This window comes from Arthrobacter sp. PsM3, from assembly GCF_030433895.1.
Classification (GTDB): Bacteria; Actinomycetota; Actinomycetes; order Actinomycetales; family Micrococcaceae; genus Arthrobacter.
In genome coordinates this window covers 22,085-36,130 of record NZ_JARUXE010000017.1, presented here as the reverse complement: position 1 = coordinate 36,130, position 14,046 = coordinate 22,085, and the positions used below count along the sequence as shown (strand labels likewise).

Below are 14,046 nucleotides of genomic sequence, written 5' to 3'. Positions count from 1 at the left end.
CACCCCGGGTGCCCCGAGCTGCCCTCGGCCGCGGGCCGATCCTGCGATCGCTCCCAATTGATTGGCACACCAGCGATATTCAAGAACTTGCTGCACATAGTTCCGAGTTCATGATCGGTCGCTGCACGTGGCAGCGCCGCCGTCGTTCTCGTTAACGCAGGCCGCTCGGTGGCCGGCGTCGGGGTCAAGGCTTCTGGGAGGCCGCCGCCGACGGTTCAAGATCGGAGAGAGTGAGGGGATGCGCAAGGGCGTCCGGGAAGGGGAAGGTGGCGGTCACCGCCAGGACCGGGCTGACGTGTACCAGTTCGCCGGGTGCCATGGGACGCCAGCCCGGGTTTTGGTCCATCGGTTCGGTAGCGAAGAGGACATGCGGGGAGAGCGATAGATCCGTGCTGCGGGAGTGGATCCGGTTGCTCCGGGCGTTCAGTGGGGCCGCGGGAGCCGGTTCGGCGGCAGGGTCCCGTTCCAGCATGTGTAGCTCGTGGGTTGCCGGGTACCTGACGGCCCAAAGATCCGTAGCCGTGGTCACGATGAGGTTCAGGCTAAAGACGGACAACTCCTCAGCGACCCAGTTGATCGCCCTGGTGATCCCGGCTCCGACGTCGCCGCCGGTCCGTCGGGTCTCAGCGGTGATGAGCGCGAAGAGGCGTTCACTGTCGGTCTGACCCTGAACGAGGTCTGTCACGCCAAGCCGGGCCAGATGCTGATCGAGCCGTTCGAGACCACTGAAGGCGCCGTTGTGGGCGAACAGCCGCCCGTCCTGTTCGAACGGGTGCGTGTTGACCATGGTGTGTGCGCCGGTGCTGGCATACCGCACGTGGGCCAGGAACGTCGTGCTCTTCAGATCCCGCGCTTCGCGAGCGAAGGCGTGGTCCTCCCACGCGGCAAGCGGCTGTTTGGCCACTCGGGCTCTGCCGTCCGCATCGAAAGTCCCTATGCCGGCCCCGTCGGGTTCCCGATGGCTTTGCTCGGCGAGGCTGTCCGGGGCGTCCAGGAGCCAGAAAGTGGCGCGGACCGGTCGGGGACCGGCGTGCAGCCCGAATAATCGGCACATGGCAAGCTCCTCCTCTCGAGCGCTGGCTAGTGGTGGAATGCCTGTGTTTGCCCGCGCGGGGGCATCGGCGCGGTCAGCCCGTCCAGGTAGGCAACTTCCTTTTTGAGGTCAGTCAGGAAGCTGGATGCGAGGTCGCGTGTGAAGCCGTTACGGACAACGATCCTTTGCACCGTGACCTCGCTGAGCCCTGCGGGCATGGGGTAGGCCGGAACGAACCACCCGTTCATCCGGAGGCGCTCGGACAGGTGGTGAAGGTTCCAGTTTCCGGTGTGGCCGTCGGTGAGCTGCCATGCAAAGACCGGGATGTCAGACCCGTCGCTCCACAGGGTGAAGGGCTCCATGGCTCCGATTTCGCCGGAGAGGTAGAGCGCCACGTCGCGGGACATGGCTTGCACGGACTTGTAACCGGCAAAGCCGAGCCGGAGAAAGAGGTAATACTGCAGCAGCACCTGGGCGCCGGGCCGTGAAAAGTTCAGGGCGAAGGTCGGCATGTCCCCGCCGAGATAGCTGACGTGGAAGATCAGGTCATCGGGGAGCGCCTCTTCGTCCCGCCACACGACCCAACCGAGGCCGGGGTACACCAGTCCGTATTTGTGGCCCGAGGTGTTGATCGACGCGACCCTGGGGAGCCGGAAGTCCCACTCAACCTCCGGCTGCAGGAAGGGTGCGATCATGGCCCCGGAGGCCCCGTCCACGTGGATGGGAACATCCAGGCCACGGCGTACTTGAATTTCGTCCAGAGCTGCCGAGATAAGCTCGACCGGTTCGTATATGCCGGTGTAGGCGACGATGCCAATGGTGTTCTCGTCCACGTAACGGTCCAGGTCATGGCCGTCAAGCATCGGGTGTTCCACCGATACCGGAACAAAGCGGGCTTCCACCTCCCAGTAGTTGCAGAATTTCTCCCAGCACACCTGGACAGCTGAGCTGAGCTGAGGACAAGGTTGGGTCAGCATCGCCTCATCGTGGACAACCTGATAGGCGGTCGAGGGCAGGGACTCCCCGTCGGGAATCGTGAAGCGCGGAAAGATGGTGGACTCCCCCGGCCGGCTGAACCGGGGGTTCAGCTCAACAGCCGTGTCGGGTTCATGATGCGATGTCCGGTGTGACCTGCCCATAGCTAGCTCCTTAGAATCGCGCGGCCTCGTCGACAGCACAGCCTGGCCCGTAGTTCACGGTACAAGGAGTGCCAGCTGCGCCCAACCTGCGCGGAGGCCGGGTTGCGCGAGCGTGCGGGCTCCACGTGGGCGATCCCGCCGGGACTTGGAGTCTGCGCGATCGGATCACACGTTGGATCGATACCCGGTAGTCGACAGCGCAGTGCCTGCAGCAAATGCCAGGCGTGCGAAACGTTCCCCCATCAGCTGGTGCGTTGCCGCATCCGGATGCAGTGCATCTGGGAGCGGGAGCTCGATCGAGTCCTGCTCTCCATATAGTTCGCGGCCGTCCAGGTAGTACAGGTTCGCGTCGTCCAGAGACCGCTGGCAAACGATCCGGTTCAACTCATCCCGGATCACGCCGAGGGTGAGCTTGCCGGCAGCACGCTCGGAGGGGTCTCCGGTCGCTCGGAACCGGAGCTCACCGGCCGCGAGCGCCTCGGGGTCGAAGGCGCCTGGCCCAGGGGTTTTCTCATGGATCGGACAGTGGATGGGCGATACGACCAACAGTGGTGTCGCTGGGTGTCCGTCGCGGATGGTGTCAAGGAAACCGTGGACAGCCGGCCCGAACGCGCGTAAACGCATCAGGTCGAGGTTGACGAGGTTGATGCCGATTTTTAGGCTGATCAGTTCGGCGGGTGTGTCGCGTATGGCGCGTGCCGTGAACTGGTCGAGGAGCGCACTGCCGCCAAAACCCAGATTCGTCAGATCGGCGCCACCCAAGCGCCCGGCGACCGCCGGCCAAATCGTCGTCGGACGGGTGGCATTGGATCCTTGACTAATTGAACTGCCGTGATGCAGCCATCTCGGCCGCCCGGCCGGTGGACTGGGTTCCACCGATGCATTGGTGCGAAGTGCAATGAGTTCCGTCGTCTCGTTGTGGGGCAACCACAGTTCGATGTCCTTGATTCCCTCCGGGAGGTCCACGAATCGACTCGTGCAGGCGGGGCCAACCACCTTGGTGGCGGCTCCTGTGGCCATGTCGATCGTCACGGCGTTCCCGCCACTGGTCACGGAACTGCCGAGGACTTGGCCATTTACGACTAGCTCGACCACTCCGTCCGGCCTCGGCGGCACACCGGAGTACGTCGATCGGGAGCGCAGCGTGTCAAGCTCCAGAGCGCTGGCGCCCGTCCGGAAAGCAAGCCTGACACCAGATGGTTGAGCTACCGCCATGGACAACTGCGGGTCATTGGCCTGAACGCGTGCCCTCGCCGGGAGTCGGTGGGGCAGGACCCCGCGGCCGGTCTGTTCGAGTTCAAGGACACCCCTGAAGAAGGCAGCCGGGATGGGGGTGGTGGTGGTCCAGTCAGTGATTGTCATGCCCTCGTCATTCTCGGTTGTTTGCTGTGTCCGGTTGGCGCACTTGCCAGTTCTGCAACAGGATGTGGAGTCCGTGGATGATGTGCTCCCAGCTCTCGTTGGATGAGGGCTCACTGTGGCTGAAACTTCCGCTCAGCTCCAGGCTCACGTAGCCCTGGAATGTGCTGCCGAGCAGGCGGACAGCATGGGTCTGATCAGCCTCGCTCAGCTGGTATTCACGGAGGATTGCCCGCATCAGGCGGGTGTGCCGCGGCCCGTCGCTCCGCGCGGCCGTCTCGGAGTCGAGCCGCAGTTGCATGGCGGCGAAACGTCCCGGATGCTCATGGGCATAGTTCCGATACGCGTTCCCCAAAGCCGCGAGAGCCGCCTCGCGGGACCGGCCGGCCACAGCCTCCGACGCACGGTCCGCGAGTTCGGCGAGGGCGACCAGCGCAACGCGGGCCTTGAGGTCCGCGGAGCTTCTGACGTGGAAATACAGACTCGCCGGCTTCACCTTGAATCGGCGCGCCAGTCCGGCAACCGTCACCTGCTCAAAGCCGATTTCGTCGGCAAGATCGGCTCCTCCTTGCGCGAGGCGTTCGGCTGTCAGGCCTGCTCGTGCCACGGTCGGCTCCTTCTTTCCCACGTTCTTTCGCACGTAACCTAATAGTCGTAGGCAAAAGACTACTACCATTAGGCCAACTTCTTCGATAGCCCCGCACCGCCAAGGACGAAGACTGATGCCGTAGTTCACGACACGGGCACTGTGCGCCAGGATCGCCGCGACTTTCGTAGACTCAAGAGAGCTTCGACATGTCTCCTCCATAGAGACAAGCCCGCCACAGGAAGAGCCATCGATGAAGATTATCGTCCTAGTAAAGGAGGTCCCCGACACATACGGGGACCGAAAACTGAACCTTGAAACAGGCCTCGCCGATCGAGGAGCCAGCGAGGCGGTCATTGATGAGATCGGCGAGCGGGCCCTGGAGCTGGCCCTGACCTACGCCGACGCGAACGAGGGCACTGAAGTCGCGCTCCTCTCCCTCGCTCCCGAGGGTGCGACGGCAACGATCCGCAAGGGGCTTGCGATGGGCGCGGGGAGCGCCATCCACGTCTCTGACGAAGCGCTTCGCGGTGCGGATCTTGGACTCACGGCTGAAACCCTTGCAGCAGCGATCCGTCGCGTTGGGTTTGACCTTGTCATCACTGGCAACGTCTCCACCGATGGATCCGGCGGCATGATCCCCGCGATGCTTGCAGAACTGCTTGACGTGCCGCATGCTACCGGCCTCAGCTCCGTAGCAATCAGCGACGGCGGCGTGTCCGGGTCCCGGCCCGTTGACGCCGGTGTGCAGACGGTATCGGCGAACCTGCCCGCGGTGATTTCCATTACGGAAGCGCTTCCCGGGGCGCGCTTCCCGAACTTCAAAGGAATTATGGCCGCGAAGAAGAAGCCTCTTGAGCTGCTTACCCTCGCAGACCTCGGGATCACGGCGGACAACCCGGAGGCGGCGCGTTCGATCATGCTGACCGTTGCAGAGAGGCCTCCGCGCGCGGCGGGCGTAAAGATCATTGACGAGGGTGATGCCGGCGAGAAACTCGCTGACTTCCTCGTAGAGAACCGACTGGCGTAAGGAGCATCGACATGACTGAATTCCCTCGTGACGCAATCCTCGTCGTCGTTGAAACCCGGTCTTCCGGTGAACTGGAGAAGGCTGCACCCGGACTCTTCGGCGCTGCCGCTGGAGTCGGCACGCCAATTGCATTGGTACTCGCCGCACCCGGCGCCGGGAGCGCCGCCGCTGCGGAGGCCGCGGGCCTTGGTGCCGTGCGCGTACTGATCGCGGAGACCCCGGATCCTTCCGAGCTCGGCGTGCCGGGCGTGGACGCGCTTGCCGCCGCTGCGGAGCAGGTGCAGCCGGACGCGATCCTGATTTCGCATTCCCTGAACGGGCGCGACCTCGCTGGCCGTTACGCCGCTCGCACCCGTGCAGCGGTTTCTGCCGATGCGGTCGGAGTGTCACGTGATGACTTGGGCGTCGTGGCACACCACTCCGTTTACGGCGGCGCCTACAACGTGACGTCAGCGTCCACGTTTGGGGCACCGGTGATTACGGTTCGCCAGGGCTCCATCGAGGCCCGTGCTACGGCTCAGCCGCCGGTGTCGGAGGCCTTGGCTGTGACGCGCTCTGACAAGCCGACCGCGCGGATCGATGCGTTCGAGGAGGCAGTTGCCGCCACCTCGCGGCCGGAGCTGCGTGGTGCCGCCAAGGTTGTCGCGGGTGGCCGCGGCCTCGGGTCGGAGGAACAGTTTGCCCTCGTTGAACAGCTCGCCGATACCCTCGGCGCTGCCGTTGGTGCTTCGCGTGCCGCGGTGGATGCAGGCTACATTCCGCAGTCGCAACAGGTCGGCCAGACCGGGGTCTCCGTGTCATCACAGTTGTATGTCGCACTGGGCATTTCCGGCGCGATTCAGCACCGGGCTGGCATGCAGACCTCGAAGATGATCGTCGCCATCAACAAGGATTCAGACGCGCCGATCTTCGAGATCGCCGACTTTGGTGTGGTCGGCGACCTCTTCAAGGTGGTACCCCAGCTGATCAACGCACTTGAGGCTCGGAAGAAGTAGATGGCAACCCTGTCTCAGTCCATTCGGCGGGGCCTGCCGCGCGTCGAAGGTGGCGACCCCTGGCCTGCAGCAGGCCGGGCGCCCGCACGCATTCTCACGGCAGCCGGGTCGGCGTCTGTGTCCGGGGCGGGTTCGGTCACCGCCGTGCCGGCGGCCGCCGCGCCTGCTGCTGCCACGCCCGCCGCACCCGCTGCTGCCCGGGAAACGGCGCCGGGTGCGACGGTGTCCGTTCCAGTCCCGTCAGTGAACGCAGGCGCCGTGGTGGCGCGGCAGCTTCGCCGCGGGCTGCCGCGCGTGCCCGGCGGCGAGCCTTGGCCGCCAGCGGGTGAGGTTCCGGTATCAGTGGCGGCTCCGTCCGTCGCTCCCGCCGCGGGCGCCGCGCCCACGCCGCCCGCAAATGCTGCAGTGCAGGCACTGCCGGCAGTGGCAGCACCTGCCGCTGTCCCGGCCACCGCACCGGCCACACCGGCGACGGGAACCACCCCGCTTCGTCGCGGGCTTCCCCGGGTCCCCAGTGGTGATCCGTGGCCGCCGGCTGGACTTGCTCCGGCGGCCGCTGCTGCCCCCGCGGTGCAGGCAGCCCCCGAACACGTCACTCAGGCCCATGCCCCTGCCCCTGCCCCTGCAATCAGCGTGGCGGAGACCGTTGCCGAGGCGGAGCCGTCAGTAACCGCGAATGCACCTGCGGTCACCGCCGCCCCGGCATCGGTGGCACAGTCCGTCGCGGCGGAGAAGCCAGCGAGGCCAAAGGCCGAGGCAAGGCTCTACGGTACGCGCACCTTGGGTCAGTGGATAAGGCGCGTCGTGCTCCTCGCGCTCGGCGCCGTGGCCGCCGCAGCGATTCTTGTGCTCGCCGCGCGGGGCGTGACGACACTGCCAGGTGTGCCGGAATTCCTCGCGAGGTACCCCGGCGAATACAGCCTGCCCGATACGGCCGAGTCCGGCTTCCCGTGGTGGGCCCAGTGGGCGCACTTCCTGAACATTTTCATGATGGTACTCATCATCCGCTCCGGCTATCAGGTGCGCACCCAGCAGAAGCCGCCGGCGTTCTGGACGCCCAAGCGCGGCGGCAAGAAAATCAGCATCAACCTGTGGCTGCACCAGTCGCTCGACATCTTATGGCTGGTCAACGGGCTCATCTTTGCAGTGCTGCTGTTTGCCTCCGGCCACTGGATGCGAATCGTACCGACCAGCTGGGAGGTCTTCCCGAATGCGCTCTCCGCGCTCCTGCAGTACATGACCCTCGATTGGCCCGTTGAGAACGGCTGGGTGAACTACAACAGCCTGCAGCAGCTCATGTACTTCCTCGTGGTGTTCATCGCGGCCCCGCTCGCGGCGATCACGGGGGTGCGCATGAGCGAGCTCTGGCCGAAGGACGCGAAGACGCTGAACAGGATCTACCCGGTGGAGGTTGCGCGCGCGGTTCATTTCCCGACGATGCTGTTTTTTGTGCTGTTCATTCTCATCCACGTGTTCCTGGTGTTCTCGACCGGGGCGCTGCGCAACCTGAACCACATGTTCGGGGGCACCGACGCGGTGAACTGGGTCGGGTTCTGGCTCTTCACGGCCGCCATCGCCATCACGGTGGCCGGGTGGTACGCCGCCCGCCCGATCGTGCTCGCACCCGTCGCGAAATTGTTCGGCCAGGTGAGCAGCCGCTAGGCTTCAACGCCTGCATGGGAAGGAGCCGCCCCGGAACCTCGGATCAGCCTCTGGGTGCGCTGACCGCGACGACGCCGCCTTGAGGGTCCCTGATCACAGCGCTTCGAAATCCCGGGGCGTCCACGGGCGCCATCAGGATGCCACCACCCAGGGCGACAGCATGCTCGGCGATGGCGTCGGCATCGGTGACGGCAAAGTTCACGCTCCAGTGCGGCGGGACCTCGACGCCGTCGGTGGCCGTCACTACCGCCACAACCCGGCCCGAGCGCAGCCACTGCGAGAAGGGAACATCCGGCAGCGATTTGAGCTCCCAGTCGAACATAGCCCCGTAAAATGCCTGGGCCTGTCCAACATCGGGCGTGTGCAGCGAGCTCATGGCCCAACAGCTCGGCTCATCGGCCAGTTCGACGCCGTCGTTCCCACCCGCCTGCCGCAGGCAGAAGGGGACACCGGCAGGATCGGCGAGCAGTGCAAAGCGGTCACCGGAGCCGGCATCAAACGGCCCGAGGCGCCTGCCACCCACCCGCTCGGCACGGGCCAAGGACTCCCCGACGTCCTCGACACGGACGTGGGTGAGCCAGCCCGGAGGTGACTGCGGCGGTGCCTGCCCGATGCCGGCCACCAGCTTCCCGTGGAGGCGCGCGGTGTAGTAGTCGCCGTCGAGACCGGACGGCGGCGGGATGGGGTCGTCGAAACTCCAACCGAAGAGCTGACCGTAGAAGTCTTTGGCGGCCCGGGGATCGGGCTGCCAGGCGTCGACCCAGCACGGCGCACCGACTGAGGAGGTATCCCGCGCTGTCATAGCAGAAATCCCTTTCGACCTGGCTGGATCCGGCCGGAACATTGTTTCCCACGCCGGCACCTTCGGGCAAGCGTCCGGCTGGGCGGGCACCTGCTGCCTGCCGCCTGCTGCCTGCTTCCTGCTGCCTTGGAATGCTGGGTCTCTACACGGAACTGACGTACGCTGGCGAAAGCTCAGCGGCCTGCAAGTCAAAGCAGTGCAGCCGGATCCAGAGGGGCAGGACATGAATGAGATCGAAGCTTTGATCGGTGCCGAGCGGACCCGGATGCTCGGTGTGCTGGAGGCGTTGGACAACGAGCGGTGAAACTCGGCCAGCCTGTGCGCCGGATGGCGCGTGCGGGACGCCGTCGTGCACCTGCTCATGCCCTACCACCTGACGGTGCCGCGTTTCCTCGTCAACATGGCGGCCGCAGGCTTCAAATTCGACAAGATGGCTGACCGATGGGCGACGGGAGACACCCGGCCCAACGCACAGATCGTGGAAGCCCTCCGCGCCACCGGGCAGGGGCGTTTCCGCATTCCTGGCGCCCCCGCCGAGGCGCCACTAAGCCACCTGGTCATCCACGCCCAAGACATCTATCGGCCCCTTGGCGTCGATCACACGATTGACCCGCAAAGCGCCAACATCGTCCTGGAACAGCTGACCAGCCCCCAGGCCCGGAGGGCGCTCAAGCCAGGATTGCTGGAGGGGCTCGCCTTCACCGCCCACGACTCTGGCTGGAGGTACGGCACCGGCGCCGAAGTCATCGGAAGCGCATCAGCGCCGGTCACAACTCTCGCCGGCAGGACGGCAGCGGCGCACGAACTTACCGGCAGCGGAGCCGACCAAATCCGGCGAAGACTCCTGCCGCCCCCGCCCGAAACCGGCGAGCCTACTGCAACCTGAACCCGGGCCCAGTCTCTCCGGTCAATTCAGTTGGCAGATCAGGTGACCAGGCCGGGTCGTAGTCCGGATGCTCCCGATGGGAACCCGCGAGGATGGTCAACATTGACCTGCGGGCGACGGCTACGGTCCCCTCGGCTTCGCTGAGATCGGTGATCCCTTCGGCATCGGCAGCTTCTTTCCAGCTGGCAATGATGGCCCGCTTCTGGGCGCACTCATCCAGCATCAGCTGACTCAGGGAAGCTTTGTCGTTGCGTCCGGGATCGTCGGTCCCCGAGGCGAATGTTCCCACCCGGATGGCAGACTCCTGCTCCCCGATGCGCGCCTCCAGAAACTCCACGAGATAGGTCCAGTCGTCCTCGACGGGGCTGGTCATTCTGCGGATCCTGCTGCTTGCTCCCGGGCCGTTTCGCTTTTCGCATCCTGCTCCCCGGCCGAAGCTGCCCGGAAGAACAGTTCGCGTGACGCGATTTCAATGCCCAAGGCCGTCGCGGCAATATCCTCAAGCGCGTCCTGAATCCACACCATGGCAGTCTCGTCGGCTGGTTCCGCGGACTGGGCGAAAGACTGGGCTGCCTGCGACCCCGAGTACCGGGCCACCTTCTCCCTCAGCGCCCCAGCGAGCTCTTCGATCTCTGCCAACAGCTGATCCCGCCATACTCCGGAATCCTGCGCGCTACCGCGGACACTGGTGGACGACGGCAGCTGGTCAAGACCCGGCTCCTGTCGCCTCCACAAGAAGTCGGCAAGCTCGGCCGCCAGCACCTGCTGTCGTGCCTGTGCCTGTGCCTGTGCCTGTGGCGCTGGTACTTGACCGCCGTCATCCGCTTGGCCGACCTGCTGTTCGTTGGCTTTCCAGCGCTCAGGGCGCGGAGTGTCGGTGATGGCCAAGGAATGGTGGAACGGGTGCACGGAAGCGGGTCTAAGGTTGGGGTTGCCTGGCATCAGTGGAATCCTCTTGGATAGTTCGCCGAATAATGGCGCTACCGGGGTCCAGGGCAACACGGCCATTTTATCTGAACTTGGCTCAAGGCGGTAGGGCGCCCGGAATCGGGTAGGTGCCGCCGTGGCAGCAACGGCAGAAAAGGGGAACTGGTGGCGCCGTGGGGCTCACGTTGGGGCAGGCATAAACTGAAACAAACACGCAGGGGGTTCCATCGTGATTGATGGCACTCCGACCAGGCCGAGGAGGCGCGACCCCATGGCCAGTATTTCGTACCGGCCGATTGAACGGCAGCCATCTCCCCCGGCGCCGGGTTTCGACGTCTTCAATTCGACTCGTCCGGATGCCCGGCATGGGTGATGACGCAGACTCCATGGCGGAGGGACTTGATGCCGGCCTGTGCACCGGGTTCCTCGAGTCATTGCCGATCTCCGGAGCCGCGATCTCAGTGTTCTCCGGTCTGGCACCGGAGACAATGGTGTGTGCCAGCGACTCAGTGGCGGCAAAGGTCGACGAGCTGCAGTTCGACCTGGGGGAGGGCCCGCGCTGGGAGGCACTTCGAACCCGCCGTCCCGTGCTTCTGCCGAACGTGCGCAGGGGACGGCACGCCGCGTGGCCGGTCTTTGCTAAATCCCTGTTGGAGCTCGATGTTGCGGCTCTTTTCGTTTTCCCGCTCGCGCTCGGCGCCTTGGATATCGGCGTCGTGGAGCTTTACAGTTCTGAATCCGGCCCCCTGAGCCCGGCAGAGCAATCCACAGCCCTGCAGCTGGCCGACGCCACCACCTGGCGCCTGCTGCGCCAGCTCCTCACCCTCGTCCCCGGAGACGGCGCTGACGCCCCGCCGGATGCCTCTCCCCTGTCACGACGCGAGGTCCACCAGGCAACCGGGATGGTCCTGGCACAGGCCGGGACTACAGCACGTGACGCACTTCTGCTGATGCGTGCGCACGCATTCGCCCATGGACGTACCGTCCGGGAGGTCGCCCGGGACGTGGTCGGCAGAAGCCTCGACTTCACCCCTGGGGGCGGCTGAGTTGGGCGCATACAGTAGAATTCCGGTATGGCGATGATCAGCCGCGCCGGACGCGTAAGTGCCGCTTTCGTCAAGATAGCCAACACACTCGTGGCGGACTACGACGTCTTCGACCTTCTGCACACACTGGTGGATGAGTCCGTCGGCATTCTTGACGCCGCTGCCGCAGGACTCGTCCTCGTCGATCCGGCCGGAGACCTTCAAGTAATGGCTTCAACGAGCGAGGAAAGCCAGCTGGTGGAAGTCCTCCAGCTCGAGGCTGGTGCGGGTCCGTGCGTGGACTGCTACCGGACCGGAGCTGTCGTAACCATCGATGACATCGAAGCTCAGGGCTCACCGTGGCCCCTGTTCCAGTCCTCTGCGCTATCCCAGGGCTTCCGCTCCCTGCACGCCGTCCCCATGCGCCTGCGCAGCCGGACCATCGGTGCCTTGAATCTCTTCGGCCACGAGACCGGTCCCCTCACCGCCGACGACGCCGCAATCGCACAAGCCTTCGCAGACGTGGCAACCATCACCCTCCTGCAGGAACGCGCCGCGAGGGAAAGCGCCCTGATCAACGAACAACTGCAGCATGCCTTGAGCAGCCGCATCTTGATCGAACAGGCCAAGGGCGTGATCGCCCACACCTCCAATGTAGACATGAACGCGGCGTTCGCGCTGCTGCGCGGCTATGCCCGCGCCCACAACCAGACGATTTACGAAACAGCCGACAAGATCATCACCCGCAAAATTACTGTCTAGCCCAAACAGCGGGTTCTCAACGCGGGTGCCCTCAGACTTTCCGTCTGGCTGGCCAGGGTTTGCGCCGTAGCCCCGCCTCCTCCACAGCTGGACGGCCGTTCGCAGCACAGTCGGCCGGCCTTTCCGTCGCGGCCAATCCGTTACGCAGAGATCAAACGGGCGACACGCGGCAGCCACTTCTACCTCATGTAGAAACTATCTGCAAAACACGGTAAATTTGAGTCAGAGGTATTCACCCACCGCCCGGCCGAGTCGATTGGCCGGAGCGGTCGTCACGAAGGATGTATGGAATGGCAAGTCTCGGCGAACTGGAACGGGCAGTGATGGACCTGCTCTGGGCAGGCCATGAGGCTGCAACGGCGAACACCCTGCGGGATTTGCTTGCACAGAGCACCCGCGCGGAAAACGGTACCGCCGGACACGAGGGCAAGGACCTGGCCGTCACGACGGTGCTGACTGTGCTCTCGCGCCTTGAGCGCAAGGGCCTGGTCGAACGTGAACGCGGCACCCGTCCGCACCGCTACCAGGCAGTCTCCAGCCGTGAAGACCACACCGCTGAACTGATGCACGAGGTCCTGGGATCCGCACCGGACCGCGAGGCAGTGCTGGCCCGTTTCATTGGTTCCGTCACCGACACCGAGGCAGAAACGCTGCGCAAGCTGCTGGGACTCAGCTAGCGCCCGATGTTTTGGACCTCATGGTTTCTGGCGGTCCTCGCGATAGTGCTGGCCTGGCCGGTGCCTATCATTCTGTCCCGTGCCCAGTGGCCGTCCCGTTCGCCGTTCACGGCCATGTTGCTCTGGCAGGCAATCGCCCTCGCCGGCGGCCTCTCCATGATCGGCGCCATGCTTGTCTACGGCCTGGAACCGGTCGGCGATAACCTGCTGGCGGGCCTGCGGGCACTCGCCGGGATGGTCTTCAACAATGCGCCCACCACGGCGCTGGGCTTCTGGCACATATTTGCGCTCTCGGCCGCGGCTCTCCTGACGGCTCACCTCGTGTTTACTCTGCTGCTGACGTATTACAAGATCCAGCGCCAGCGGCGGCGGCACCGCGAATTGCTTGCACTGCTCGCCTCCCCCTCCGCTGACGGCCCGCGGACCATGGTGATCAGTGTCGATTCCCCCGTCGCGTACTGCCTGCCCGGAGGCGCCCGGTCGGTCACGGTCCTCTCCGACGGGCTCATGGCGGCCCTGGAGCCCGCCGAGTTGCGCGCGGTCCTCAACCACGAGAACGCACATCTGGACCAGCGACACCATCTGTTGCTCTGGGCTTTTGCGGCTTGGCGGCAGGCGCTGCCGTGGCTCCCCACCACCCGTCTGGCGCAGGAAGCGGTCAGCTCGCTGATTGAAATGCTCGCCGACGACGTCGCATTGAAGACCGAGAGCAGGGCCACCCTGATCAAGGCCATCGCAATTGTGGCCAGCGGCTCCCCCGGCGCCCACGGCGCCCGGATGGCCTTTGGCGAGCCGGACCTGTCCGACGTCGAGCCCGGCCAGCCCGGAGCCACCGGAGGCGCCGGTTCAGCCCGGACGACGGCGTCGCGCGTCAGCCGCCTGCTGTCCCCGCAGCCTCCACTCCCGGAACCCCTGCGCGCGGCCGTCCTGGCTGCCTGTGTGCTGCTGCTGGCGGTCCCAACTGCACTGCTGATTGTCCCCGGCCTGCTGGGCTGAGCCCGCCCTGCTGATTGTGCGCGGCCCGTGCTGAGGCCCGGAGACTACTTGGGCAGTTTGTGCCCTTGTGTCCAAGTTCCACGTTGCCAGTTCCGGAAGCCGGCCCCGGGCGCCATTGCCCGGGGCCGTGAGACGACACTATCGGAACGAGGCCATCCGGGTTAGAG

15 protein-coding genes are annotated in these 14,046 nt (G+C 65.3%); 8 read left to right on the top strand and 7 right to left on the bottom strand.

The features are described 5' to 3' along the window. Nucleotides 1–184 precede the first annotated feature (184 nt). From QCD75_RS10825 to QCD75_RS10810, 4 genes are all read right to left on the bottom strand, one after another. Nucleotides 185–1,054 carry a class II glutamine amidotransferase gene (locus tag QCD75_RS10825; protein ID WP_301228454.1) on the bottom strand — a complete coding sequence of 290 codons (870 nt, stop codon included), beginning with the start codon at nt 1,052–1,054 and terminating at the stop codon, nt 185–187. A gap of 26 nt (nt 1,055–1,080) precedes the next feature. Next, nucleotides 1,081–2,172, bottom strand: coding sequence for a glutamate decarboxylase (locus tag QCD75_RS10820; RefSeq protein ID WP_301228452.1), 1,092 nt, complete (start codon nt 2,170–2,172; stop codon nt 1,081–1,083). A 165-nt stretch (nt 2,173–2,337) separates the two neighbouring features. Beyond that, the gene (locus QCD75_RS10815; protein ID WP_301228450.1) at nt 2,338–3,534 is read right to left on the bottom strand and encodes an SGNH/GDSL hydrolase family protein; all 1,197 of its coding nucleotides are present in this window, start codon (nt 3,532–3,534) and stop codon (nt 2,338–2,340) included. A gap of 7 nt (nt 3,535–3,541) precedes the next feature. After that, entirely contained in the window at nt 3,542–4,138 is a 597-nt protein-coding gene (locus QCD75_RS10810) for a TetR/AcrR family transcriptional regulator (RefSeq protein ID WP_301228448.1), read from the bottom strand. Nucleotides 4,139–4,370: 232 nt separating this feature from the next. Between QCD75_RS10810 and QCD75_RS10805 the strand changes: the two genes are divergently transcribed. The 3 genes from QCD75_RS10805 (at nt 4,371) to QCD75_RS10795 (ending at nt 7,804) form a co-directional block, all read left to right on the top strand. Further along, the gene (locus QCD75_RS10805; protein ID WP_301228446.1) at nt 4,371–5,147 is read left to right on the top strand and encodes an electron transfer flavoprotein subunit beta/FixA family protein; all 777 of its coding nucleotides are present in this window, start codon (nt 4,371–4,373) and stop codon (nt 5,145–5,147) included. Nucleotides 5,148–5,158: 11 nt separating this feature from the next. Further along, nucleotides 5,159–6,142 (top strand): electron transfer flavoprotein subunit alpha/FixB family protein, encoded by a 984-nt coding sequence (locus tag QCD75_RS10800; protein WP_301228444.1) that lies wholly within the window; start codon nt 5,159–5,161, stop codon nt 6,140–6,142. A gap of 633 nt (nt 6,143–6,775) precedes the next feature. Beyond that, nucleotides 6,776–7,804 (top strand): cytochrome b/b6 domain-containing protein, encoded by a 1,029-nt coding sequence (locus tag QCD75_RS10795; protein ID WP_301228442.1) that lies wholly within the window; start codon nt 6,776–6,778, stop codon nt 7,802–7,804. A 43-nt stretch (nt 7,805–7,847) separates the two neighbouring features. On the opposite strand, the gene QCD75_RS10790 is transcribed toward QCD75_RS10795, so the two are convergent. Further along, complete coding sequence (locus QCD75_RS10790; protein ID WP_301228440.1) at nt 7,848–8,606, bottom strand: VOC family protein; 759 nt, start codon at nt 8,604–8,606, stop codon at nt 7,848–7,850. Between the two features lie 316 nt (nt 8,607–8,922). On the opposite strand from QCD75_RS10790, the gene QCD75_RS10785 reads away from it, so the two are divergent. Further along, nucleotides 8,923–9,492, top strand: coding sequence for a maleylpyruvate isomerase family mycothiol-dependent enzyme (locus QCD75_RS10785; protein WP_301228541.1), 570 nt, complete (start codon nt 8,923–8,925; stop codon nt 9,490–9,492). Here QCD75_RS10785 and QCD75_RS10780 read toward each other — a convergent pair. Further along, on the bottom strand, nt 9,479–9,865 hold the full coding sequence (locus QCD75_RS10780; protein ID WP_301228439.1) for a DUF6221 family protein: 387 nt from the start codon (nt 9,863–9,865) through the stop codon (nt 9,479–9,481). The genes QCD75_RS10785 and QCD75_RS10780 overlap by 14 nt on opposite strands. After that, nucleotides 9,862–10,380, bottom strand: a complete 519-nt coding sequence (locus tag QCD75_RS10775; RefSeq protein ID WP_301228437.1) for a hypothetical protein — start codon at nt 10,378–10,380, stop codon at nt 9,862–9,864. Before QCD75_RS10775 ends, QCD75_RS10780 begins: the two co-directional genes overlap by 4 nt. 404 nt (nt 10,381–10,784) lie before the next feature. On the opposite strand from QCD75_RS10775, the gene QCD75_RS10770 reads away from it, so the two are divergent. The 4 genes from QCD75_RS10770 to QCD75_RS10755 all read left to right on the top strand — a co-directional run bounded on the left by QCD75_RS10770 (nt 10,785) and on the right by QCD75_RS10755 (nt 13,879). Then, complete coding sequence (locus QCD75_RS10770) at nt 10,785–11,465, top strand: GAF and ANTAR domain-containing protein (RefSeq protein ID WP_301228435.1); 681 nt, start codon at nt 10,785–10,787, stop codon at nt 11,463–11,465. Between the two features lie 27 nt (nt 11,466–11,492). Continuing rightward, nucleotides 11,493–12,206, top strand: coding sequence for a GAF and ANTAR domain-containing protein (locus QCD75_RS10765; protein ID WP_301228433.1), 714 nt, complete (start codon nt 11,493–11,495; stop codon nt 12,204–12,206). Between the two features lie 290 nt (nt 12,207–12,496). Next, nucleotides 12,497–12,883 (top strand): BlaI/MecI/CopY family transcriptional regulator, encoded by a 387-nt coding sequence (locus QCD75_RS10760; RefSeq protein ID WP_024368330.1) that lies wholly within the window; start codon nt 12,497–12,499, stop codon nt 12,881–12,883. A gap of 6 nt (nt 12,884–12,889) precedes the next feature. Next, complete coding sequence (locus QCD75_RS10755) at nt 12,890–13,879, top strand: M56 family metallopeptidase (protein ID WP_301228430.1); 990 nt, start codon at nt 12,890–12,892, stop codon at nt 13,877–13,879. The last annotated feature ends 167 nt before the right edge of the window (nt 13,880–14,046 follow it).

What these genes read in the sequence shown, in the direction of transcription:
- QCD75_RS10825 (WP_301228454.1), bottom strand. Translation starts at nt 1,054, where the DNA reads ATGTGCCGATTATTCGGGCTGCACGCCGGTCCCCGACCGGTCCGCGCC.
- QCD75_RS10820 (WP_301228452.1), bottom strand. Translation starts at nt 2,172, where the DNA reads ATGGGCAGGTCACACCGGACATCGCATCATGAACCCGACACGGCTGTT.
- QCD75_RS10815 (WP_301228450.1), bottom strand. Translation starts at nt 3,534, where the DNA reads ATGACAATCACTGACTGGACCACCACCACCCCCATCCCGGCTGCCTTC.
- QCD75_RS10805 (WP_301228446.1), top strand. Translation starts at nt 4,371, where the DNA reads ATGAAGATTATCGTCCTAGTAAAGGAGGTCCCCGACACATACGGGGAC.
- QCD75_RS10800 (WP_301228444.1), top strand. Translation starts at nt 5,159, where the DNA reads ATGACTGAATTCCCTCGTGACGCAATCCTCGTCGTCGTTGAAACCCGG.
- QCD75_RS10790 (WP_301228440.1), bottom strand. Translation starts at nt 8,606, where the DNA reads ATGACAGCGCGGGATACCTCCTCAGTCGGTGCGCCGTGCTGGGTCGAC.
- QCD75_RS10780 (WP_301228439.1), bottom strand. Translation starts at nt 9,865, where the DNA reads ATGACCAGCCCCGTCGAGGACGACTGGACCTATCTCGTGGAGTTTCTG.
- QCD75_RS10770 (WP_301228435.1), top strand. Translation starts at nt 10,785, where the DNA reads ATGGGTGATGACGCAGACTCCATGGCGGAGGGACTTGATGCCGGCCTG.
- QCD75_RS10765 (WP_301228433.1), top strand. Translation starts at nt 11,493, where the DNA reads ATGGCGATGATCAGCCGCGCCGGACGCGTAAGTGCCGCTTTCGTCAAG.
- QCD75_RS10760 (WP_024368330.1), top strand. Translation starts at nt 12,497, where the DNA reads ATGGCAAGTCTCGGCGAACTGGAACGGGCAGTGATGGACCTGCTCTGG.
- QCD75_RS10755 (WP_301228430.1), top strand. Translation starts at nt 12,890, where the DNA reads ATGTTTTGGACCTCATGGTTTCTGGCGGTCCTCGCGATAGTGCTGGCC.